This is a genomic window from Tumebacillus flagellatus (assembly GCF_000714935.1).
GTDB lineage: Bacteria > Bacillota > Bacilli > Tumebacillales > Tumebacillaceae > Tumebacillus > Tumebacillus flagellatus.
The window spans coordinates 16,481-38,075 of the sequence record NZ_JMIR01000025.1 but is presented as its reverse complement, the minus strand read 5'-3'; the positions used below and the strand labels follow the sequence as shown (position 1 = coordinate 38,075).

19 protein-coding genes are annotated in these 21,595 nt (G+C 57.9%); 17 read left to right on the top strand and 2 right to left on the bottom strand.

Annotation, left to right across the window (positions count from 1 at the left end; genetic code table 11):
• Positions 1–143 precede the first annotated feature (143 nt).
• Genes EL26_RS15665 through yajC form a run of 4 tightly spaced genes read left to right on the top strand, consistent with a single transcriptional unit; the run spans position 144 to position 4,743 of the window.
• Positions 144–2,252 carry a SpoIID/LytB domain-containing protein gene (locus EL26_RS15665; RefSeq protein WP_038090915.1) on the top strand — a complete coding sequence of 703 codons (2,109 nt, stop codon included), beginning with the start codon at positions 144–146 and terminating at the stop codon, positions 2,250–2,252.
• A gap of 30 nt (positions 2,253–2,282) precedes the next feature.
• Complete coding sequence (gene queA, locus EL26_RS15660) at positions 2,283–3,311, top strand: tRNA preQ1(34) S-adenosylmethionine ribosyltransferase-isomerase QueA (protein WP_038090913.1); 1,029 nt, start codon at positions 2,283–2,285, stop codon at positions 3,309–3,311.
• A 19-nt stretch (positions 3,312–3,330) separates the two neighbouring features.
• On the top strand, positions 3,331–4,449 hold the full coding sequence (gene tgt, locus EL26_RS15655) for a tRNA guanosine(34) transglycosylase Tgt (protein ID WP_038090912.1): 1,119 nt from the start codon (positions 3,331–3,333) through the stop codon (positions 4,447–4,449).
• A 33-nt stretch (positions 4,450–4,482) separates the two neighbouring features.
• A complete protein-coding gene (gene yajC, locus EL26_RS15650; protein ID WP_038090910.1) occupies positions 4,483–4,743 on the top strand; it encodes a preprotein translocase subunit YajC in 261 nt (86 codons plus the stop codon).
• 64 nt (positions 4,744–4,807) lie between these two features.
• Here the strand turns inward: yajC and EL26_RS15645 are convergent, their stop codons facing one another.
• A complete protein-coding gene (locus EL26_RS15645) occupies positions 4,808–5,206 on the bottom strand; it encodes a TIGR04086 family membrane protein (protein ID WP_052036455.1) in 399 nt (132 codons plus the stop codon).
• A gap of 315 nt (positions 5,207–5,521) precedes the next feature.
• Here EL26_RS15645 and EL26_RS15640 point away from each other — a divergent pair, with 315 nt between their 5' ends.
• Both EL26_RS15640 and EL26_RS15635 read left to right on the top strand, forming a co-directional pair.
• A complete protein-coding gene (locus tag EL26_RS15640) occupies positions 5,522–7,705 on the top strand; it encodes a diguanylate cyclase (RefSeq protein ID WP_038090908.1) in 2,184 nt (727 codons plus the stop codon).
• A 79-nt stretch (positions 7,706–7,784) separates the two neighbouring features.
• The gene (locus EL26_RS15635) at positions 7,785–8,471 is read left to right on the top strand and encodes a DUF421 domain-containing protein (protein WP_038090906.1); all 687 of its coding nucleotides are present in this window, start codon (positions 7,785–7,787) and stop codon (positions 8,469–8,471) included.
• Between the two features lie 38 nt (positions 8,472–8,509).
• Here EL26_RS15635 and spoVB read toward each other — a convergent pair whose 3' ends face one another.
• Entirely contained in the window at positions 8,510–10,099 is a 1,590-nt protein-coding gene (gene spoVB, locus EL26_RS15630; protein ID WP_038090904.1) for a stage V sporulation protein B, read from the bottom strand.
• A 144-nt stretch (positions 10,100–10,243) separates the two neighbouring features.
• Between spoVB and EL26_RS15625 the strand changes: the two genes are divergently transcribed.
• The 11 genes from EL26_RS15625 (at position 10,244) to EL26_RS15575 (ending at position 21,578) form a co-directional block, all read left to right on the top strand.
• On the top strand, positions 10,244–10,654 hold the full coding sequence (locus EL26_RS15625) for a post-transcriptional regulator (protein WP_338010863.1): 411 nt from the start codon (positions 10,244–10,246) through the stop codon (positions 10,652–10,654).
• Between the two features lie 72 nt (positions 10,655–10,726).
• Positions 10,727–11,410: an HD domain-containing protein gene (locus EL26_RS15620; RefSeq protein ID WP_038090897.1), complete on the top strand. Its 684-nt coding sequence runs from the start codon at positions 10,727–10,729 to the stop codon at positions 11,408–11,410.
• 91 nt (positions 11,411–11,501) lie between these two features.
• On the top strand, positions 11,502–12,758 hold the full coding sequence (gene secD / locus EL26_RS15615; protein WP_038090896.1) for a protein translocase subunit SecD: 1,257 nt from the start codon (positions 11,502–11,504) through the stop codon (positions 12,756–12,758).
• Positions 12,755–13,657: a protein translocase subunit SecF gene (secF, locus tag EL26_RS15610; RefSeq protein WP_038090893.1), complete on the top strand. Its 903-nt coding sequence runs from the start codon at positions 12,755–12,757 to the stop codon at positions 13,655–13,657. Before secD ends, secF begins: the two co-directional genes overlap by 4 nt.
• Positions 13,658–13,783: 126 nt before the next feature.
• Positions 13,784–16,168 (top strand): single-stranded-DNA-specific exonuclease RecJ, encoded by a 2,385-nt coding sequence (gene recJ / locus EL26_RS15605; protein WP_038090886.1) that lies wholly within the window; start codon positions 13,784–13,786, stop codon positions 16,166–16,168.
• Positions 16,169–16,188: 20 nt separating this feature from the next.
• A complete protein-coding gene (locus EL26_RS15600; RefSeq protein ID WP_038090994.1) occupies positions 16,189–16,701 on the top strand; it encodes an adenine phosphoribosyltransferase in 513 nt (170 codons plus the stop codon).
• 61 nt (positions 16,702–16,762) lie between these two features.
• A complete protein-coding gene (locus EL26_RS15595) occupies positions 16,763–18,979 on the top strand; it encodes a RelA/SpoT family protein (RefSeq protein WP_238546131.1) in 2,217 nt (738 codons plus the stop codon).
• Between the two features lie 24 nt (positions 18,980–19,003).
• On the top strand, positions 19,004–19,453 hold the full coding sequence (dtd, locus tag EL26_RS15590) for a D-aminoacyl-tRNA deacylase (protein WP_038090884.1): 450 nt from the start codon (positions 19,004–19,006) through the stop codon (positions 19,451–19,453).
• A 102-nt stretch (positions 19,454–19,555) separates the two neighbouring features.
• On the top strand, positions 19,556–19,801 hold the full coding sequence (locus EL26_RS15585) for a hypothetical protein (protein WP_038090883.1): 246 nt from the start codon (positions 19,556–19,558) through the stop codon (positions 19,799–19,801).
• A gap of 218 nt (positions 19,802–20,019) precedes the next feature.
• Entirely contained in the window at positions 20,020–20,445 is a 426-nt protein-coding gene (gene fabZ / locus EL26_RS15580; RefSeq protein ID WP_038090881.1) for a 3-hydroxyacyl-ACP dehydratase FabZ, read from the top strand.
• Positions 20,442–21,578 (top strand): beta-ketoacyl-[acyl-carrier-protein] synthase family protein, encoded by a 1,137-nt coding sequence (locus EL26_RS15575; RefSeq protein ID WP_038090878.1) that lies wholly within the window; start codon positions 20,442–20,444, stop codon positions 21,576–21,578. Before fabZ ends, EL26_RS15575 begins: the two co-directional genes overlap by 4 nt.
• Positions 21,579–21,595: the final 17 nt, after the last annotated feature.

Below are 21,595 nucleotides of genomic sequence, written 5' to 3'. Positions count from 1 at the left end.
TTACAAAGGATTGCAGTCCTATTCCGAGCTGGCAGTATCAGGCATTGATTCGACATCAAGACGAGAATTGGAAGGATTACAAAGAACTTTGTCGAAAGGGTAGTTCTTGGAACCAAAGAACCCAAACGACAAAGGAGATTCCCATGCGCAACTCCAACTTGCGGTGGCGGACTTCAAGCGTCCGTTGCCTGGCTTTGACGTTGATTGCCGGGCTCGTGCCCGCCGTGTACACTCCAGACGCCGGGGCGGCAGTCTCCGTCAGCGGCACCACGCCGGTCCGCATCGGCCTCATGCTCAACTCCAATTCCATTCAGACAGCCGTTGATACAGTCACGCTGCAAGGGCGCGGCGGGCTGAAGATCGGCTTTTACCAAAACGGCGCGTTTCAAGCGCTGCAGTCATCGACAACCGCCGTCCAGACATCGCTTGACAACTACTATGTGCAAGTCGGCGAATACGACAAGTTGGAAGCAGCCCAAGGGATGGCCGACCGCATCGACCAATTGGGTCTGTCGTATGACATCTACGCGGAATCGAGAAACGGCAAGACGGTCTACCAAGTGGTCAACGGCTACTACGAGTACCGCTCGGAAGCCGATGCGGCACTTGCACGCCTCAAAGCGTCGCTCGGAGCCGGCGTCGTGCGCGGCTACAACCGCTTGACGACCGGTGTGCTGCCGTCCAAGGAAGCGGCCGATCAGAAAGCGGCGAGCTACCGGAGTCAGGGCTTTGACGCGTATCCGGTGGTGCGCAAAAACGGCTCGTGGGAAGTTTGGGTCGGCAACGAAGGCTCGAAGGCCGAACTGGACGCCCTCAACCAGAAAATCGCCGCGAAGTTGGGCGGTCCGCTTGCAAACGCCGATTACAATCCGGCCGACTACATGATCTTCAAGACCAGCGTGCTTGGCGCAACTTCCATTCCGCACGTCATCATCAACTCCACCGTCGAAGAAGCGGCGTTCGTTCCGAACGGCTCTCCCGCTGTGACCAAAGTGTTCGAAAAAAGCAACCGCGAGTACCGCGGCGCGATTCTCGTGCAAGGGTACAACAAAAAGCCGAACGTGATCAACTACGTCGGGTTGGATGATTATCTATATGGCGTACTTCCGCAAGAAATGGCGACCGGATGGCCGCTTGAATCGTTGAAAGCTCAAGCGGTCGCCGCCCGCACGTACGCAGCGCGCCTGATCGGAAAAAGCAAGTGGGGCGTCGCCGACCTTTCCGACGATGTGTACGACCAAGCGTATCGCGGTTTCTCGCGGGAAGCAGAAGACACGAACGCGGCGGTCGACGGCACCAAGGGCCAAGTGCTCACGTACAACGGGTCGCTGATCGAAGCGCTTTTTTCATCGAACAACGGCGGGCACAACGGCGACGTCAAGGAAATCTGGGGCAGTCAGGGCTATCCGTACCTCACCGCCGTCGACGGCCCGTTCGACTCGGCGGCCGCCGCGCGTGAACCGCTCTACTACCGCGTGCAACTGCCGTCCGGCATGATCGGCTGGATGAAGGCGGCGTACGTGACCAAGAACGGCAAGAACGCCGCCGGGCTTGAAACCGGCACCGTAAGCGAATCCGGCCAGCCGATTCGGATCATCCCGGACGCGTACGCCGACGTGCTGGTCAACTCCACCTCCGGTTCCCGCGTCGTGATTCTTGGGGAAGAGAAAGAATACAACCCGTACAACTGGCAACGCGGCCCGTACAGCCCTGCTCAGATCGCCGACATGATCAACAGCAACCAGATCAACGGCTATCCGACCGTCGGCGGTCCGGTGTACGATCTCAGGGTCTCCAAAGTTCTGCAAGGCGACCGCATGGGTGAAATCACGGCGGACGGCAAGCCGATCACCGTCAAAAACGCCGATTACTACCGCGCGCTGTTTAACGACATGTGGTCGACGAAAGTTTCGATTGAGCAACAGGGGACGTACACCGTCCTCGGCGCAAACGGAGCGAAGTCGGAATACCCGAACGCCAAACTCCAAGGCCAAACGCTGAACGTGATCTCCGGCAGCGGCACCGTCACGAAAGCGATCAACGGCGGGAACTCGTCGTTTGTCGTCGTGAACGCCGCGGGGCAAAACCGCGTCGTCACCCAAGATCAGTCCTACATCTTCCACGGCAACGGGTACGGACACGGTCTCGGGATGTCGCAATGGGGCGCGCGCGGCATGGCGGAGAGCGGGTATACCTATGACCAGATTCTGGCACACTACTACACAGGGGTGACGTTAACCCCCAAGCAGTAGACGTTTCTGTTGAAAGAAGGAACTCACATCATGCGCTTAGACCAATTTGATTTTCAGCTTCCGGAAGAACTGATCGCCCAACACCCGCTCGAAGAGCGCACCGCTTCGCGGTTGATGACGCTCAACAAGCGCACGGGCGAAACGGGAAATCATATGTTTTCTGACCTGATCGACTATCTCGAGGAAGGAGATACGTTGATCTTGAACGATACGCGCGTCATTCCGGCCCGCCTCTACGGGATGAAGCCTGACACCGGCGCGAAAGTGGAATTCCTGCTGCTCAAGGAAAAAGAGTCCGCGCCCGACACGTGGGAAGTGCTCGTCCGTCCGGGGAAAAAAGTCCGCCCCGGCACCACCGTGTCGTTTGGCGACGGTCTGCTGACGGCAGAAGTTCTCGATTCGACGGAAGAGGGCGGACGCATCGTCCGCTTTTCCTATGACGGCATCTTCTACGAAGTGCTGGAGCGCCTCGGCGAGATGCCGCTTCCGCCGTACATCACGGAGCAGCTCGAAGACGATGAGCGCTACCAGACGGTGTTCTCCAAACACCGGGGTTCGGTCGCCGCTCCGACCGCCGGATTGCACTTCACGCAAGACTACTTGGCGAAGATTCAAGCCAAGGGCATCCGCATCGGCTATGTCACGCTCCACGTGGGTCTCGGCACGTTCCGTCCCGTCTCCGTGGAAGACATCAACGAACACAAGATGCACTCCGAATGGTACGACATGCCCCAATCCACCGCCGATCTGATCCGGGAAACCAAAGCGAACGGCAAACGCGTGGTCTGTGTCGGCACCACGGCTTGCCGCACCGTTGAAACGGTGGGGAACAAAGGCGAAATCGCGGCGTCGTCCGGCTGGACGGACATCTTCATCTATCCGGGCTACGAGTTCAAAGTGGTGGATGCGCTGTTGACGAACTTCCACCTGCCGAAATCGTCGCTGATGATGTTGATTTCGGCGCTGGCCGGCTTGGAGAACGTCATGCGGGCTTATGAAGAAGCGGTGCGCGAGCGCTACCGGTTCTTCTCGTTTGGCGACGCGATGTTTATCTACTAATTAGGAGGCTGTACCTCGGATGGCTGTACGCTACGAATTGCTGAAAACTGAAAAACACACCGGCGCGCGCCGCGGGCGGTTGCACACCCCGCACGGCGTCATCGAAACGCCGATCTTCATGCCGGTCGGGACGCTTGCCACCGTCAAGACGCTCTCGCCGGAAGAACTCAAGGACAACGGAGCGCAGATCATCCTCTCCAACACGTATCACCTCTGGCTGCGTCCGGGGCATGAGATCGTGAAGGAAGCGGGCGGTTTGCACAAGTTCATGAACTGGGACCGCCCGATCCTCACCGACTCGGGCGGCTTCCAAGTGTTCTCGCTTTCCGACCTGCGCAAGATCACCGAAGAGGGCGTGCAATTTCGCAACCACTTGAGCGGCGAGAAGCTGTTTCTCTCTCCGGAGAAAGCGATCGAGATCGAGAACGCGCTCGGTGCCGACATCATCATGGCGTTTGACGAGTGCCCGCCGTTCCCGGCCGACCGTCAATATCTCAAAAACTCCCTGGAGCGCACCACCCGCTGGGCGAAGCGCTGCAAGGAAGCGCACGCCCGCCCGCACGACCAAGCGCTGTTTGGCATCATCCAAGGCGGCATGGACAAAGAACTGCGCAAGCAGAGCGCCGAAGAGCTGATCGAGCTCGACTTCCCGGGTTACGCGGTCGGCGGTCTCTCTGTCGGCGAGCCCAAGGACATCATGAACGAAGTGCTGGAGTTCACCACGCCGCTGATGCCCAAAGACAAGCCGCGCTATCTGATGGGCGTCGGCTCTCCGGACGACCTGTTTGAAGGCGTGGAGCGCGGCATCGACATGTTCGACTGCGTGCTGCCGACCCGCATCGCGCGAAACGGCACCTGCATGACGTCGGTCGGCAAAGTGGTCATCCGCAACGCGACGTACCAGCGCGACTTCGGCCCGCTCGATCCGAACTGCGATTGCTACACCTGCAAAAACTACAGCCGCGCCTACATCCGCCACTTGATTAAGTGCGATGAAGTGTTCGGCATCCGCTTGACGACGATCCACAACGTGCACTTCCTGATCAAGCTGATGGACGACATTCGCAAGGCAATTGAAGAAGATCGTTTTGTCGAGCTAAAAAAATCATTTTATGAATCGTACGGGTATACGCTATAATAGACAAGCAAGTAGTTAGGAGGGATTCCAACAATGCAAATGCTCTACCAAATCGGCCCGTTTCTGCTCGTGTTCGTCGTGTTCTACTTCCTGCTGATCCGCCCGCAACAAAAGCGTCAGAAGGAACGTCTGGGCATGCTGAACGAACTCAAAGCTGGCGATAAGATCGTCACCATCGGCGGTCTGCATGGCACGATCGACAGCATCGACGACAAGACTGTGGTTCTGAAGACTTCGGAAACCAACAAGCTGACGTTCGAGCGCTCGGCGATCTCCCAAGTCAAGAAAGACTAGATACATAGCCGTCCGCAACAGAAAGACCCGGCTCCAGACTGCGAGCCGGGTCTTTTTTTTCGATTCATTTGCGGAGGTTGACGCCGATGATGCCGCCAAACGCGCCGATCAAGCCCATCAAGACCGTTTGGAACAGGTTGTTCAAGTTGAACAGCGGGCCGTCGACCATCAAGAGGCCGAGCAGCGTGATCAACACCGCGTAGCAAAGCCCGGTCAGCATGCCGTAGTACCAGCCCTTGGTGCCCGCTTGACGGGCCGACAGCATCGAACCGACCACCACCGCCACCATGTTCAAGACGTAGGTGATGCTGGAGAGCTTGGCTTCCGCAATCGACGTCCAGCCCATCAACAACGTCGTGATCAGTATGGAAATAAGTGCTGTACCAAAAGCCGCCACCAACCCGTAGAGAACGGGGGTGCCGCCGAAATTCGGCGCGTAATCTGACAACGGATTGTTTTTCACCCTATTCTGACACCTCCATTGCGAATTGTCGTTCTATGTATATTCGCTTGTACCAGCGGACATGATGATTGTGCCGGGATCGCAGCAAACAACTTGTAAACGTCGCCGCAGACATCGCAGCACCCGGCTTTCTCAAACAAATTTTCAAAAAGACCTTTTCGCCCTCTGGCGGAAAGGTCTTTTTTCAGATATCATGTGAATGGTTTGTAAGTCTGTTTTATTGTGCCATAACGATGGAAGAAGGAATTGTGTTTCGAAAGTGGAAGTATAGAAGACCATCTGTTACATATTCTTTGGAGGAAACGGGGTGAAGGTGTGAATCAGTCGAAAGATAAGGTGTATATCTACGCAATCATCCTCATCGCCTGCTATTACTTGAGCGGCGTCTATCACCATCTCGACTCCTACACCCACATTTCCATCATTCCTCTGTTCTTGCTCGGCATCTTGGTGGAGATCATCCAGATCCCGATTGGCAACGCATACGGAACTCTGACGTTCGGCGTCGTGCTCGGCACGTTGATTCTCGACGGTCCCTATGTGGCCGCCCCGTTGGCGGCTGTGTCGGTGCTGTTTCAGGCCTTTTTGAACAACAAGATCCTCAAGAAACATCAGAAAGGCATGCTGGTCGCCTACTTCAACGCCGCTCAGTACTCGTTGTGCGTATTTGCCGCATACGGCGTGTTCACATGGCTTGGCGGGCGCGATGTGCCGGTCTCCGAGTTGCTCAGTACCGTCCGGCTGTTGATTCTCTTGCCGGTGGCGCTGACGTACATGGTGATGAACCACTTGTTTGTGTATACGTTGTTCTATTTGCGCGACGACACGATGCTTGCGTCGAACTACCGCGAGTTGTTCATATCCGACGCGATGAACTACGTGATTTGCACACCGTTCGCCGTGTTCATGCTGGTGTTCAGCAACTATTTGCCGTTTATTTTCTTGACGTTCTTGCCGTTGATGCTGTTCGGGCAGGTGATGAAGCTCTACCAGAAGATCTCCCGCCTCAACGAAGTGCACCAAGTGTCGGCGCAATTGCAAAGCGAGTTCGACCTCGATAAGATCTACAATTCGATCGTCGAGGCGGCGGGCAAACTGACCAACTGTGCGGCGGGCGTGCTTTGGGTGCTCAAGGGCGACCGCATCTTTCCGGTTTGCTCCAGCGACGAGGCTGTCGCGGCGCAGCTGCCGCAAGAAGGCATGACGCTCGATCAGACAGGCATCGTCGTCAATTGCGTGAACAACAAGCGCGTGGAACTTGTGGACGACGTTTGGAAAGACCGCCGCGTGAAGTCGATCAAAGGCAAGGCGCACTTTGAATCGGTGCTGGTTGTGCCGCTGCTCTCTCGCGACAAGGTCGTCGGAGTGATCACGTGTTACGGCACGCGTCCCTACGTGTTCTCCAAAGAGCAGACAGAGTGGGTGACGGTTCTCGCCACGCAGGTGGGCGTCATCATCGAGAACGCGCACTTGTACCAAGAGTTGCAGGAAGCGACGTTGCGCGACCCCGGAACGGGCTTGTACAACTATCGCTACTTCTACCAAGAACTCAAGAACCGCATGGAAATGGCCAAGTCGAAGAACAACTCGCTGTCGATTGTCATCATCGACATCGACCATTTCAAAAAATACAACGACACCTACGGCCACGTGGTCGGCGATGAAGTGTTGCGCCAAACGGGTCAGGTGATTCAGAAGACGGTCGGTACGCGCGGCGTCGTCGCCCGCTACGGCGGCGAGGAGTTCGCCGTGCTGCTCGACGAATCGCTCGAAGACGCGAAGCAGAGCGTCGAGCACTTGCGCCGCGCCGTCGCGCACAACAAGTTTGAGTACCAAGGCTATGTCGTGCAGGGCGTCACCGTATCGGTCGGTCTTGCCACATACCCCGATCACGACCAAGACGAGAAAGAGCTGCTGGAGAAGGCCGATCAAGCGATGTATTGGGGCGCGAAGCAGCGCGGGCGCAACAAAGTCGCCGTCTACACGCCGGACTTTGACGCGCACCTGTTCGTCGACCAGTTGACCGGCCTCTACACGTATCACTATCTGCACATGAAGATGATGGACGAATTCACTTCGCTCTCCAAGGAGGGCGGCGTGCAGTTCGGGTTGATCTTCTTCAACGTGATCGAGTTTGACAACATCAACCGCACGTTCGGCTTTGAGGTCGGCAACCATGTGTTGCGCGAAATCTCGGTGTTGATCAAGCAAAACGTCCGTCACGGCGAGATCGCCTCCCGCTACGGCGGAGACGAATTCCTCCTGCTGGTGCCGTCCGTCGACCGCATCGAGGCGGACCGCATCCGCGAGCGGATCGTCAAAGCGATTACGTCGCATCCGTTCCGCGTGCGCGATCATGTGATCGTGCGGGTGATGATGCGCTCCGATGTGTTGATCTACCCGGACGAAGTGGCGGAAGAGCCGCAGTTGATCTCGATGATCCCGGAGACTTTCCTCCATCTGTCCACCGAGTGGATTGAGAAGAAATCGAACGTCTAAGACACTCCCGTCATAACGGGGGTGTTTTTTTTCCATACTAGACGATACAGAGAGTCTGGTGCGGGAGGCGGAACGTTTGATGGTGGGCGAAAGTTTGAGTTTGTTGTTGTTGCGCGTGGTGTTGTTTTACTTCGTGATCTTGGCTTCCATGCGGCTGATGGGCAAGCGGGAGATCGGCCAGCTGTCGGTGTTCGACCTCGTCGTCTCCGTCATGATCGCCGAAGTCGCGGCGATGACGCTGGAAAGCGAGAAGATGCCGATCATGCGCGGCGTGGTGATCGTCGCGCTGCTGGTGGTGTTGCAGATCTCGATGTCGTGGTTGACGCTGAAGTCGGTCACGCTGCGCTCCATCGTCGAGGGCAAGCCGACCTTGTTGATCGCAAACGGCAAAATTCGTGACGACGAGATGCGCCGCACGCGCTATTCGCTGAGCGACTTGATGACACAACTTCGGGAGAAAGACATCGCGACGGTGAGCGACGTGGAGTTTGCGATCTTGGAGACGACGGGTAAACTCAGCGTGTTTCCCAAAGCGGAGAAACGTCCGGTGACGCCGGAGGACTTGGGATTGACCGTGCCGCGCACCGGGCTGCCGTTGCCGCTGATCGTCGACGGCACCGTGATGGACGGGAACTTGGAGAAGATCGGGCAGACGCGTTTTTGGCTGAAAAATGAACTGCAGAAGTACGGCCACTCGGAGTTTCGCAAGATCTTCTACTGTTCGATTGACAACCAAGGTTCGCTGTTCATCGATCCCAAAGAATAAGCCCAGCGCGAGGCTGGGCCTTTTTGGAGACGTTGGAATCAGCGGACGAAGGGAACGAAGCGCAGGAAGCCGGCAAGCACCGGACCGATGCGCGGGATGCGGCTTACGGAGTGCAGCGGAATGATGCGCAAGAGGTTCAAGATGAAAAAGTACAGCGCGAATCCGGCGAGCGTGCAGAGTGTGACCAGCCACGCATCGGAAACTCCCCGGCCCAACAGATGCTGAACTTGCATCATCCCCGCGCTCATGATGATCGTGGTGGCGATGATCTTGCCAAGCTCCGGGAAGTTCAAATAGAACCCGACGTGGCGGGAGACGGAGAGGAAGTGCAAGATCGTCGTCAGCGACGCGGAGATCACGACCGACCATGCGACGCCGTAGATGCCGATTTCCGGTTTGGCGCAGAGGTAGTAGATGATGCCGAGCTTCACGATGCTGCCGATGATCGAGTTGAACATCGCTTCGCCCGCGCGGTTGATGCCTTGCAAGATCCCGGCGAGCGGTGCCTGCAGGTAAAGCAGAAATCCGCACGGTGCCATCGTGGCGAGAATCGGGCCGACTGCGCGGTCGTTGAAGACGGCGTGGCTCAGTTCCGTCGCAAACATCGTGAGCACGGCGGACGTCGGGAATCCGATCATCGCGGTCATGCGCACCGCTTGGTAGAGGCGGCGTTGCACCAGTCGATGCTCCTTGGCGGCGACGGCTTCCGAAATCGCCGGGACGAGCGTCGTCTGCAGCGACCATGTGAAGACGGTCGGCAGCAAGAGCAGCGAGACCGCCATCCCGGAGTATTGCCCGTAGAGCGTCGTGGCGACGGCCGCCGTGACGCCGGTGGCGACGAGGCAGCGGGTGACGAGAATCGGCTCGATCGCAAACGTGACCGACGAGACGATGCGGGAGAGGGTGACGGGCACGGCGATTTCAAGGAGTGCCCGCAGCATCTGCCGGAACGGCTCTTGGGCTTTTTTTATTTCCTGCTGTTGCAGGCGGCGCAGCGGATACTTGCTGTAGTACGTGTAGACGAGGTAGAGCAGGCCGACCAGTTCGCCCGCCACCATCCCGAGCATCGCGCCTGCAGCGGCGTATTGCAAGCCGTAGGGGAGCAGGTACGACGCGAACAGGAGGACGGTGACGATGCGGGCCGACTGTTCGAAGATCGAGGCGATCGCGTTGGGCGACATGTTCTGCAAGCCTTGGAAGTAGCCGCGCAGAATCGACGAGATCGCGATGATGATCACGATCGGCGTCATCGCCAGCAGTGTTTGGTAGGCGCGCGGGTCGGTCAGCACGTGGGTGCTCAGCCACGGCGCCAAGAACAGCATCAGCAGGCTGAAGACGATCGAGAGCGACAGCACGGCGGTGAACGACACCGCCATGATCCGGCGCACGCGGCGGTAGTCCTCTTGGACCAACGCTTCGGCGATCAGCTTGGAGAGCGCGACGGGCAGGCCCGCCGTCGTGATGGTCATGACGAACATGAGGATCGGAAAGACGGTTTGAAACAGGCCGATGCCCTCGGCTCCGATCATGCGTGAGAGAAAGATCTTGTAGACGAAGCCCAAGACCCGGGTGACGAGACTCGCCGCGACGAGAATCACAGCGCCTTTTAAAAAGGATTGCTTGCTCACAAGCGGTTCTCCTCCTTTGTCCGAGACGATCCTTGCTGTCCCAAGCCTATGCGGGACGGGCGGAGGTTAGTCCCGCGACCTCTCTCGCTTTCGCCACGAATCGACAGCGGTTTGCAGGAGATTGCAGGCGGGAACGCGAATCTTTTGGATAAGAAGCAAGAACTGGAAGGCGGGGAGTGGAAGATGACCGAAGAGCAGAAGCCCGAGGACGCTCAGACCTTGGACGCAGAGCAGGTGGAAGAAGCGGTGCAAGCCGTCGTCGAGCAGCCGGATGACGCGCTGCACTCGGAGGCGGCGCTGACCGCAGCGATCGAGGAAGTCTGCAAGAGCAAAGCGGAAGAGTTTCGGATGCTTGGGTATGAGCAGGTCACGGGCGTGGACATTTGGATGTGCGTCTCGCAGAAATACAAGCAGATTCCGCCGTTGCACCGGGTGATCAACGACGTGCTGACGTTGAAGACCAACGTGTTCATGAATTGGTTGATGATCCGCGCGTACACGGAAAGCGGGCCGGACGACGATCAACTCCCCTCGTCGAAACCGAAACGCGGGTGACCGTCCGCATAACGCCTTCAACGCCTAGAGATACTAAGCAGGTATTCTCACAGCGAAGGGGGCGTTTTTTTCATGGCGATCACGACGTTGAAGAAACCGATCACCTTGGCGGAGATCAAAGACCTGCCGCAGGTGCACCAGTACATCGTATCGGCTGACATGCACCTCAAAGCGATGGGGTTCACCGAACACGGCTTCCGTCATGTGACGGTGGTTAAAGACCGTGCGGAGATGGTGATGCAAAAGCTCGGGTTCCCCAAGCGCGAGCAGGAACTTGCCGAGATCGCGGGCTACATCCACGACATCGGCAACATCACCGGCCGGCATGACCACGGCAAAGCGGGCGCGATCATCTGCCTGCGCATCCTCGAAGACCTCGGCATGGAGTACGACGAGGTCGCGAAGATCGTCGGGGCGATCGGCAACCATGAGGAACAGTACGGAGAAGCGGTCAACGACATCTCCGCCGCTTTGATCCTCGCCGACAAGTCGGACGTGCACCGCTCACGGGTCAGACGCCGCGACGTCTCCACGTTTGACATCCATGACCGCGTCAACTATTCGGCGACCTGCTCGAACTTGGACATCGATCCGGATTCGCGCATGGCGACGCTTCAGTTGACGATCGACAACGAAGTTTCGTCGGTCATGGAGTACTTTGAGATCTTCATGGACCGCATGCTGATGTGCCAGCGCGCGGCCAAGATGCTCAAGTTGGAATTTGCAATGATGATCAACGGGGCCAAGATTTTGTAAGGCCCCCTTTTTATTGCCCACCCGTTCTCAATTGCCATTTAATAGAGTTGACGATATACTAAGAACATTGAACTTCGCGAGGAGGATTGTCATGAAGGTAAGCCGATTACTGGCCTTCTTGATGATCGTAGCCTTGTTTTTTGCGCTCGCTGTTCCTACCTACTCGAAGATTTGGAATGGCATTACGCTGGGCCTCGATCTCAAGGGCGGTTTTGACGTCTTGTACCAGGTGAAAGACTCACCTGACGAAAAAGTAACATCCGAAGGGATGATCGCGGTTAAGAACGCGATCGAGCACCGTGTCGACGCGGCGGGGATTACGGAACCGGTGATTCAAATCGAGTCCGGAAACCGCATTCGTGTCCAGATTGCCGGCCTGTTCTCCCAAGAGGAAGCCAAGAAGCTCCTCGTGCAATCCGCAAAGCTGGAATTCAAAGCTCCGGACGGAACGGTTCTGGCGACCGGTAAGGACATCAAGTCCAACGCCAAGTATGTCCTCGACCAACAGACGAACTCCCCGGAAGTTTCCATTGAGTTCAAAGACCCGAAGCTCTTCCAAAGCATCACGGAGAAGTACGTCGGGCAGAACGTCTCGATCTGGCTGGATGACAAGCAACTGCAAAACCCGCGCATCCAAGTCGTCATCTACGACGGCAAAGCGGTGATCAACGGGCAAGAGAGCGCCGAATCGGCAACCGCGATGGCGAACTACTTGAACGCGGGCGCGCTGCCGTACCCGCTGGAAGAAATTTCGTCGTTCTCCGTTTCGCCGACGCTCGGCGACGAAGCGCTGCATGACACGCTGTACGCAGGCGTGGTGGCGTTTGTGTTGATTTTTGTGTTTATGGTGTTCTACTACCGTCTGCCGGGTCTGGTCGCGATGATCGCCCTGCTGATGTACGCGTACTTGCTGTTTGCGGTCTTCCGTTACATGCACATCACGCTGACCCTGCCGGGTCTCGCGGCGCTCGTCCTCGGCATCGGGATGGCGGTCGACGTCAACATCATCGCCGCCGAGCGGATCAAGGACGAATTCCGTCACGGCAAATCTCTGCTCTCCGCTCTGATCATGGGCCAGAAGCGCTCGATGCCGACGATTATCGACGCCAACATCACCTCGATGATCGCAGGCTTCCTGATGTACTGGTTCGGCACCGGCGCGATCAAGAGCTTCGCGGTGGCGCACATCATCTCCATCTTGGCGACGTTCTTGACGGCGGTGTTGATCTCCCGCCTCATGCTGCAATTGCTCGTCCGCTCCAACATCGTCCGCAACACCTGGTGGTACGGCGCTCCGCGCTCCATCGCCACCAAGGGCGTTGTGCGCAAGGGAGGGGCTAAGAAATGAAGTTCGACATCGTAAAACACCGCAAGTGGTACTTCATCATCTCCGCGATCATCGCGGTCGTCGGGATCGTGATCATGTCGACGATGGGTCTGAACCTCGGCACCGACTTTGAAGCCGGTTCCCGCGTGCAGTTCACCGTCGGACATGCGTTCAACACGCAAGACGTGCAGAACGACTTCAGCAAGCAGTTCCCCGACCTCAAAGTCACGCAAGCACAAGGCATCGGCAACGACGGCATCGTGCTGCGCATGGATACGAAGTTTACGCCCGATCAAGAAGCGGCGGTCAAAGCGTACTTGGACAAGACGTACACGAACTCCGCTCCGCAGATTTCCTCGGTCGACCCGATTGTCGCCCGCGAACTGGCGCAGAAAGCGATCTACGCGATCCTGTATGCGTCGATCGGGATCATCCTCTACATGGCGGTTCGCTTTGAGTATCGCTTTGCGATCTCCGGCGTCATCTCCGTTCTGCAAGTCGTGCTCGTCGTCGTTTCGCTGTTTGCGCTCTTCCGCTTGGAGATCGACATCAACTTCATCGCGGCCGTCCTGACGATCGTCGGGTACTCGATCCACGATACGATCGTCATCTTCGACCGGATTCGCGACAACTTGAAACACACCAAGATCAAGACGACCGAAGACCTCGAACAGATGGTCAACGAATCGATCTGGGCGACGATGGCGCGCTCGCTCAACACCGTCTTGACCGTTGTGCTCTCGGCAGGCGCGCTGTTCCTGTTCGGCGGCTCGCCGATTCAACACTTCGCGCTGGCGCTGTTGATCGGTCTGGTCACCGGTGCGTACTCCTCGATTTTCATCGCGTCCCAATTGTGGGTTGCCTGGAAATCCCGCGAGTTGAAAAAACCGAAAAAAGCTTCGGCACAATCGCAATCCTAAGAGGAAAAACCGCCGGACTCTGCTCCGGCGGTTTTTTGCGTGTTGCGGGCTGTTGTTGCGAGTCAACCTGTCAAGAAGTATAATGAAATTATTCTATGTTATTTATCGTAGAGAGGATTTTTCGATATGCAAACACCCAAGCGCTGGGTTGTCCTCGAAGCCGATGAGTTGGAAGTCCACGCCTTGGCGGATAAAGTGGGAGTTTCTCCGATTTTGGCCCGCCTGTTGTGGCGAAGGGGCTTGCGCACGGCAGAAGATGCTCAGCGTTTTCTGTACCCCGGGCGGGAGGGTTTTTCCGACCCGTTTCTGATGCGTGACATGGACAAGGCGGTGGCGAGAATTCGCCAAGCGATCGACCGCCGCGAACGGATCATGATCTATGGCGACTATGACGCGGACGGCGCGACGTCTACCGCTTTGCTGTTCTTGGCTTTGCAAGGAATTGACGCAGATGTGGAGTATTACATTCCCGACCGTTTCTCCGAGGGCTACGGCCTGAACGGACCGGCGTTGCAAGAAGCCAAGGAGCGCGGGTTTGACCTCGTGATTACGGTGGACAACGGGATTTCAGCTGTCGAGGAAGCGAGGTTGGCGGCCGAGATCGGGCTTGACCTGATCGTCACCGACCACCACACCCCGCCGGAAGTGTTGCCGGATGCGTACGCGATTCTCAATCCGAAGCAACCGGGCTGCAACTATCCGGAGAAGATGCTTGCCGGCGTCGGCGTGGCGTGGAAATTGGTGCAGGCGCTCTACGAGCGCGTGCCGGACGAGTTTCTCGATCTCGCCGCGATCGGCACGGTCGCCGACTTGGCGCCGCTCACGGGCGAGAACCGCTTGATCACGATGTTTGGCTTGGACGCGATCAACGTGGTGCCGCGTCCGGGCGTGCGTGCGCTGGTGGAAGTCGCCGGATTGACCGGTAAAAAAGTCACCGCCGGGCACATCGGTTTTTCTTTCGGCCCGCGCATCAACGCCGCGGGTCGCTTGGACTCCGCGACGTACGCGGTGGAGCTGTTGACGACGATCGACCCGGACAAAGCCCGAGAGCTCGCCGAGTTCTTGGACGCCCGCAACCGGGAGCGTCAAGAAATCGGCGAGAGCATCTTCGAGCAAGCGGTTGCGCTGATCGAGGCCAACCCCGACTGGCTGGACGGCCGCGTGCTGGTCGTGCCGTCGAAGGGTTGGAACGAGGGCGTGATCGGCATCGTGGCGTCGCGCATCGTCGAGCGCTATTACCGGCCGACGCTGATGATCGCGCTAAACGGCGAGGGCGGCGGCAAATCTTCGGCACGAAGCATTCACGGGTTTGACCTCTACGCGGCGCTATCTCAATGCGCGGACCTGCTCGGCCATTACGGCGGGCATAAGATGGCGGCGGGCTTCTCGATCGCCGAGGAGCGCATTGACGAGTTGCGGCGTAGGATGAATGACATCGCCCAGGAAGTCCTGACCCCGGAGGACATGCAGCCCAAGATCGACGTGGACATGGTGTTGGATCTGAACGATCTGAATTTCGACCTCGTCGAGCAGATGGAACGGCTGGCTCCGTACGGGTTTGGCAACCCGAGCCCGCGGTTCTCCTTCCAAGGGCTTGATCTGGAGCAGATCCGCGTCGTCGGCAAGGACGCCGCGCACTTGCAGATGCGGGTGAAGCGGGCGAACCGACAGCTGGACTGCATCGCGTTTCGGCGCAGCGCCGACCAGCCGCTCTTGGAGAGCTTGGCGTCGATCGACCTCGTCGGCGAACTTTCCATCAACGAGTGGAACGGCCGCCGCTCTCTGCAACTGCAGGTGGGCGACTGGCGGGCCAACGGCGTGCAATGCTTTGACAAGCGGGGCTGCGGCGACAAAGCGGTGTGGCTGGAGACGCGCAAGGAACCGCTGACGGTGCTTTTTTTCCAAGAGGCGAACTTGCGGGAGATCGAAAAGCGGCTGTTTGGGTATCCTTGGAATGAAGGCAAGTACCGCTTGGTGCTCGCCGACGCCGAAGGAGGCACCCGACTGCTCGCAGGCTCCGAGGAGCCGACCGACCATCTCGTGCTCTACGACTTGCCCGCGACGCTCTCGCAGTTGGAGAGCGCGTTGCGGCAGATGGAGCCGCACGGGAACGTATACGTGATTTACGGCGAGGCGGACGAGAACTACTTCCGCCACGCGCAGGTGAACTGGCTGCCGGTGCGCGATGCGTTTACGTACGCCTACCGCTACCTGAAACGGATGGGCACCGTCACGCACGAACAGATGCTGACGGAGATGCGCCCGTTGACGGCGGAGGGCGTGGAGACGATCCTCTCGGTGTTCACCGAATTGGAATTTGTGTTGCCGGAGGGTGACGACGGCAAACGTTACACCGGGAATCCGAACGCGGGACGTCGCGAGCTCTCAGAGGCTCCGACGTATCAGCGGCAGGCCGAGCGCTTCCGGCATCTGACGGACGTGCGCGGGAAACTGCTGGCCGCGTCAACCGATACACTTCGAGAATGGCTTGTCCCGCAACTGTTGCGGTGAGCGTAGGAGGAACTTACATGATGGACTTCAAAGACAAAATTCGCGTGATCCCCGATTTCCCGTCTCCGGGAATTCGTTTCAAAGACATCACCACTCTGCTCAAGGACGGCCCGGCTTTCCGCGCCGCGATCGAGCAGTTCAAGGACTTTGCCGTCGAGCGCCGCGCCGACATCATCGCAGGTCCGGAATCCCGCGGGTTCCTGCTGGCAGCACCCATGGCGTACGCGATGGAAAAAGGCTTCGTGCCGATCCGCAAACCGGGCAAATTGCCGCATGAGACGATCTCTCAAGACTACTCGCTGGAATACGGCAAGGACTCTTTGGAAATTCACACCGACGCGATCCAACCGGGTCAGCGCGTTATCATTGCCGACGACCTGCTCGCGACAGGGGGGACGATCGGTTCCACGATTCAGCTCGTCGAGAAGCTCGGCGGTATTGTCGTCGGGGTCTGCTTCTTGATCGAACTGACCTACCTCAACGGTCGGGAGAAGCTCCAAGGGTATGATGTCTTCTCACTCATCCAGTACTGATCGACCGGACACGTCCGGCACCCCGGAGCCGGACATTTTGGAGAAAAAAGACCCGGTGGGGATGGAGCGCCTGATTGAAAAAGTCAGCCGGTACAGCACGCCCGAAGACGTGGCGATGCTGCGCCGCGCGTTTGAAGTGGCTGACGAAGCGCATCGGGGCCAAACCCGCCGTTCCGGGGAACCGTACATCATGCATCCGGTTGCTGTCGCCGAGATCCTTGCGGGTCTTGAACTGGATGCGGTTACACTGTCTGCAGCCCTTCTGCACGACGTCGTCGAAGATTGCGACATCACCTCGCAGCAGATGGCTGAGAAGTTCGGCCCGGAGGTGGCCGCGCTCGTCGACGGCGTGACGAAGCTCGAGAGGATCAAGTTTGAAACCAAGGAAGAAGCGCAAGCGGAAAACCTCCGCAAGATGTTCATGGCGATGGCCAAGGACATCCGCGTCATCTTGATCAAACTGGCGGACCGCCTGCACAACATGCGGACGCTAAAACACCAACCGACGGAGAAGCAGGTTCGCATCGCGACCGAAACGTTGGAGATCTACGCGCCGCTTGCACATCGTCTGGGGATTTCCACGATCAAGTGGGAGCTCGAAGACATTTCGCTTCGCTATTTGAACCCGCAGCAGTACTACCGCATCGTCAACCTCATGGCGAAGAAACGCCGTGAGCGCGAAGAATACGTCCAAGAAGTCATCGACTCGATCAAGGAAAAAATGGGCGAGCTCGACATCAAGGCCGACGTCTCCGGACGCGCCAAACATCTCTACTCGATCTACCGCAAGATGACGAATTACAACAAGCAGTTCAACGAAATCTACGACCTGCTGGCTGTGCGCGTCATCGTCAACAACATCAAGGATTGCTATGCGATCTTGGGCATCGTACACACGATGTGGAAGCCGATGCCGGGCCGTTTCAAGGACTACATCGCCATGCCCAAGGCGAACATGTACCAATCGCTCCACACCACCGTCGTCGGCCCGCGCGGCGAACCGCTGGAGATCCAGATTCGCACGTGGGAGATGCACCGCACGGCGGAGTACGGCATTGCCGCGCACTGGCTGTACAAGGAAAGCGCCGAGAAGGGCAAGGACACCAAGGAACCGAAGGACGCGAAGGAAGGCCAAACGACGCAACCGGGCGTCAAGGACGCGTCGTTCACGCAGAAACTCGCTTGGTTCCGCGAAATTCTCGAATGGCAGCAGGACTTCAAGGACGCCCAAGAATTCATGGAGACCTTGAAATTCGACTTGTTCGCCGACGAAGTGTTCGTGTTTACGCCCAAGGGCGACGTGATCAACTTGCCGGCGGGCTCCGTGCCGATCGACTTCTCGTACCGCATCCACACCGACATCGGCAACCGCACGATCGGCGCCAAAGTCAACGGCAAGATCGTGCCGCTCGACTACAAGCTGAAAACGGGCGACATCGTGGAAGTGCTGACGTCGAAGCATTCCTACGGCCCGTCGCAGGACTGGATCAAAGTCGTCAAGTCCTCGCAGGCAAAGTCGAAGATCCGCCAGTGGTTCAAGCGGGAAAAACGCGAAGAGAACGTCCAGAAAGGCCGCGAGTCGATCGAGCGCGAAGTGAAAAAGCACGGCATCGACGCGACGTTCATGACGGATAAGAACTTGGAGGAGATCGCGCTCAAGTTCAACTTCACAAAAGTCGACGACATGATGGCAGCCGTCGGGTACGGCGGTTTTTCCGCGCATCAAGTCGTCACCCGCTTGGTCGACAAGATCAAGAAGGAAGCTCCGCCCGTCGACCTCCCGAAGATTCCCGAGGTCAAGCAAGAGCCCAAGAAGAACAAGAAAAGCAAGCTCGGCGTCCGCGTCAAGGGCATCGACAACATGCTGGTGCGCTTCTCCCGCTGCTGCAACCCGGTGCCGGGCGATGAGATCAGAGGCTTCATCACCCGCGGACGCGGCGTATCGATTCACCGCGACAACTGCCCGAACCTCGAAGCGGTGATGGCGGACGAAGAGAACCGCTTGATCGATGTCGAATGGGACATGGACAACACAGCGCAGTACAACGTCGAAATCGAAGTGACCGGCCTCGACCGCAGAGGTCTGATGACAGAGGTCATGATGATGGTCTCCGAGACCAAGACCGACATCACCGCTGTGTCCGCCCGCGCCGACAAGCGCAAGATGGCGACGATCCTGCTCTCGATCAACATCCGCAACGTCGACCACCTGCACTCGGTCGTCGAGAAGATCAAGCGCGTGAAGGACATCTATGCGGTCCGCCGGATCATGCAATAAGCAAGCCAGAAGGAGTTTTGTACGATGAGAATCGTAGTCCAACGAGCCCGCTCCGGCCGCGTCACGGTCGACGGCGCCGTGACGGGCGAGATCGGTCAAGGGTTTGTGTTGCTCATCGGCGTCACCCACGAAGACACGCGGGAGGACGCCGATACTCTCGTGGACAAGGTGCTCAACCTGCGCGTCTTCGAAGATGAGGACGGCAAGATGAACCACTCCTTGCTCGACGTCGGAGGGTCGCTGCTCTCCGTGTCGCAGTTCACGCTCTACGGCGACTGCCGCAAGGGACGCCGCCCGAACTTCATGGAGGCCGCCAAGCCGGACGCAGCGAGAGAACTGTACGAATACTTCAACGAGCGGGCCAGGGCGCAAGGCGTGCGCGTGGAGACCGGCGTGTTCGGCGCGATGATGGATGTCGAGTTGATCAACGACGGCCCCGTGACGCTGCTGCTGGAGTCCAAGCGCACGTTCTAACCGATTTGCCGTTTCAACCCGTTTTGCCAAAAAGTCCGCGTCGCGTACGCGGTCTTTTTTTTGTCCCGTCGGAGTAGGTGTAAGAAGAAGGGGGGACGGCGTATGGCGGAAGGTGCGGGCAAGACCCGGATCAAGGAACTCAAACTGGAGTTGCATGTCGACGACGAGATCCGTGCCGCGCTGCAGGCGATCGTCGACGGCACGAAAGACACCTTGGAATTGCACTACGTCTACTTCCGGCATCTCGTGGTGGACGATTTGAAACACGAAGGCTACCGCGTCGCGCAGCTCAAAATTCCCTTGGGGCGGATCACCAAAGTCAAACTCAAAGCCATCAACCGCTCCTGAGGGGGTTCACCGGACACCTTGTTCGCAATTGCGAACGAGGTGTTTTTTAGTTCATTTCTCATTGTAAAATTAGTATAGTTAATGTTTAATCCTCTATCATTGACATAGCGAAGCGAACTGCGGATAATTGTATTCAGCAGTCATGTAAATTAAATGTATTTTTCATTTGGTGTACTCAAATGTAAAGTACATAGCTCTACTTGGGGAAGGGTGAAAGAATGGACATCTTGGAGATTCAAGAGCGTATCAATCAACGATATCCGTTCCTGTTGGTCGACCGTGTATTGGAAGTGGAGCCTCTGACGCGCGCCGTCGCGTACAAAAACGTGACGATCAACGAAGCGTTTTTCATGGGTCACTTTCCGAACAATCCGGTCATGCCGGGGGTGTTGATCATCGAAGCCATGTCACAAGCAGGGGCGATGATGTACCCCAAGGCGAAAAACGGATACATCGCCGGCATCGACAAAGTGAAGTTCCTGGGGTTTGTGCGCCCGGGCGACCAGTTGGTGACGGAAGCGGTCAATCTTCAAAAAGCAGGAGCGTTTGCAAAAGTGCAGGTCACCGCGCGCGTGGACGGCAAGGAAGTCGCCCGGGCGCAGATCACGTATTACATGGAATTTGAGGAGGCGTTAGCAGAATGAGCAAGCGGGTTGTTCTCACCGGCCTCGGAGTGGTCTCTTCCATCGGCATGGGCAAGCAAGCATTTCTCGAAGGCCTGAACAGCGGCCGGAACGGGATTTTGAAAGTGAGCCGTTTCACCACGGAAGACGGAGAAGACGTCTATGCGGGCGAAGTGGCAGATTCCCTTTTCACCGGCATCTTGGAAAAAAGCGCGGTGCGCCGCATGGACCGTTTTACCAAGTTGAACATCGCAGGTGTGCAATTGGTGGTCGAGGACGCAGGTCTGACCCGTGAGCAGTTGGCGGAAGTCGGCGAACAAGTCGGTCTGATCCTCAACACATCGTTTGGCTCGTGGCACTCCACGAACGTGTTCACCCAACAGATCATCGACGATGGTCCGGCGGAAGCGTCTCCGCTGGTGTTCCCGAACACCGTGTTGAACGCGGCGCAAGGACAAGTCGCGATTCGCTTCCAAACCAAAGGCCCGACGACGACGTTGACCGGGATTCCGGGCATCACCTACGGCCTCGACCTGATCCGTTCCGGACGCGTCGAGCAGTTGATTGCAGGCGGTGTGGACGAGCTCCACGCCAATGCAGCCAAAGCGTATGCGGTGGCCGGCATGGCGGTGATCGACGAAAACGGCGCGGGCATGCGCCTTGGCGAAGGCATCGGCGGCATGTTCATGGAGACTTTGGAATCGGCGCAAGCGCGCGGGGCGCACGTCTACGCGGAAGTGCTCTCCTACGGGATCGCCTGCGACCCGAATTTGAGCCAAGAGTTCACCAAAGCGGACACGTCCGGCGAATCGTTCGCCTACGCGATGAACCAAGCGCTGACGGAGGCGGGACTCGCGCCGGCCGACATCGACGCGATCCTCGTCGCCGCCAACGGCAACGCGCCGTTTGACCAAGCGGAAGCGAGCGCGATTGGAGCGGTGTTCGGCGATGCAGCGGCGAACATCCCGCAGTTCAACTTGAAAAACCAAATCGGCGAAACGTTCGGCGCATCGCACGCGATCGCCACGGTCGCGGGCGCGCTGTTCTTGGAAAACCAACAGTTGCCCAGCGGTGCAAAAGAGCTGAACCACGTGCTGGTCAACGGCGTGGAAATCGGCGGGAACCAAGTTTCCGTCGTATTGAAGAGAGCGTAGAGGGGAGGACGAAACCA

Coding starts and splice junctions, on each gene's coding strand:
- EL26_RS15600 (WP_038090994.1), top strand. CDS start 16,189: ATGGACTTCAAAGACAAAATTCGCGTGATCCCCGATTTCCCGTCTCCG.
- queA (WP_038090913.1), top strand. CDS start 2,283: ATGCGCTTAGACCAATTTGATTTTCAGCTTCCGGAAGAACTGATCGCC.
- EL26_RS15635 (WP_038090906.1), top strand. CDS start 7,785: ATGGTGGGCGAAAGTTTGAGTTTGTTGTTGTTGCGCGTGGTGTTGTTT.
- fabZ (WP_038090881.1), top strand. CDS start 20,020: ATGGACATCTTGGAGATTCAAGAGCGTATCAATCAACGATATCCGTTC.
- yajC (WP_038090910.1), top strand. CDS start 4,483: ATGCAAATGCTCTACCAAATCGGCCCGTTTCTGCTCGTGTTCGTCGTG.
- recJ (WP_038090886.1), top strand. CDS start 13,784: ATGCAAACACCCAAGCGCTGGGTTGTCCTCGAAGCCGATGAGTTGGAA.
- secF (WP_038090893.1), top strand. CDS start 12,755: ATGAAGTTCGACATCGTAAAACACCGCAAGTGGTACTTCATCATCTCC.
- tgt (WP_038090912.1), top strand. CDS start 3,331: ATGGCTGTACGCTACGAATTGCTGAAAACTGAAAAACACACCGGCGCG.
- EL26_RS15585 (WP_038090883.1), top strand. CDS start 19,556: ATGGCGGAAGGTGCGGGCAAGACCCGGATCAAGGAACTCAAACTGGAG.
- EL26_RS15575 (WP_038090878.1), top strand. CDS start 20,442: ATGAGCAAGCGGGTTGTTCTCACCGGCCTCGGAGTGGTCTCTTCCATC.
- EL26_RS15665 (WP_038090915.1), top strand. CDS start 144: ATGCGCAACTCCAACTTGCGGTGGCGGACTTCAAGCGTCCGTTGCCTG.
- EL26_RS15595 (WP_238546131.1), top strand. CDS start 16,763: ATGGAGCGCCTGATTGAAAAAGTCAGCCGGTACAGCACGCCCGAAGAC.
- EL26_RS15620 (WP_038090897.1), top strand. CDS start 10,727: ATGGCGATCACGACGTTGAAGAAACCGATCACCTTGGCGGAGATCAAA.
- dtd (WP_038090884.1), top strand. CDS start 19,004: ATGAGAATCGTAGTCCAACGAGCCCGCTCCGGCCGCGTCACGGTCGAC.
- secD (WP_038090896.1), top strand. CDS start 11,502: ATGAAGGTAAGCCGATTACTGGCCTTCTTGATGATCGTAGCCTTGTTT.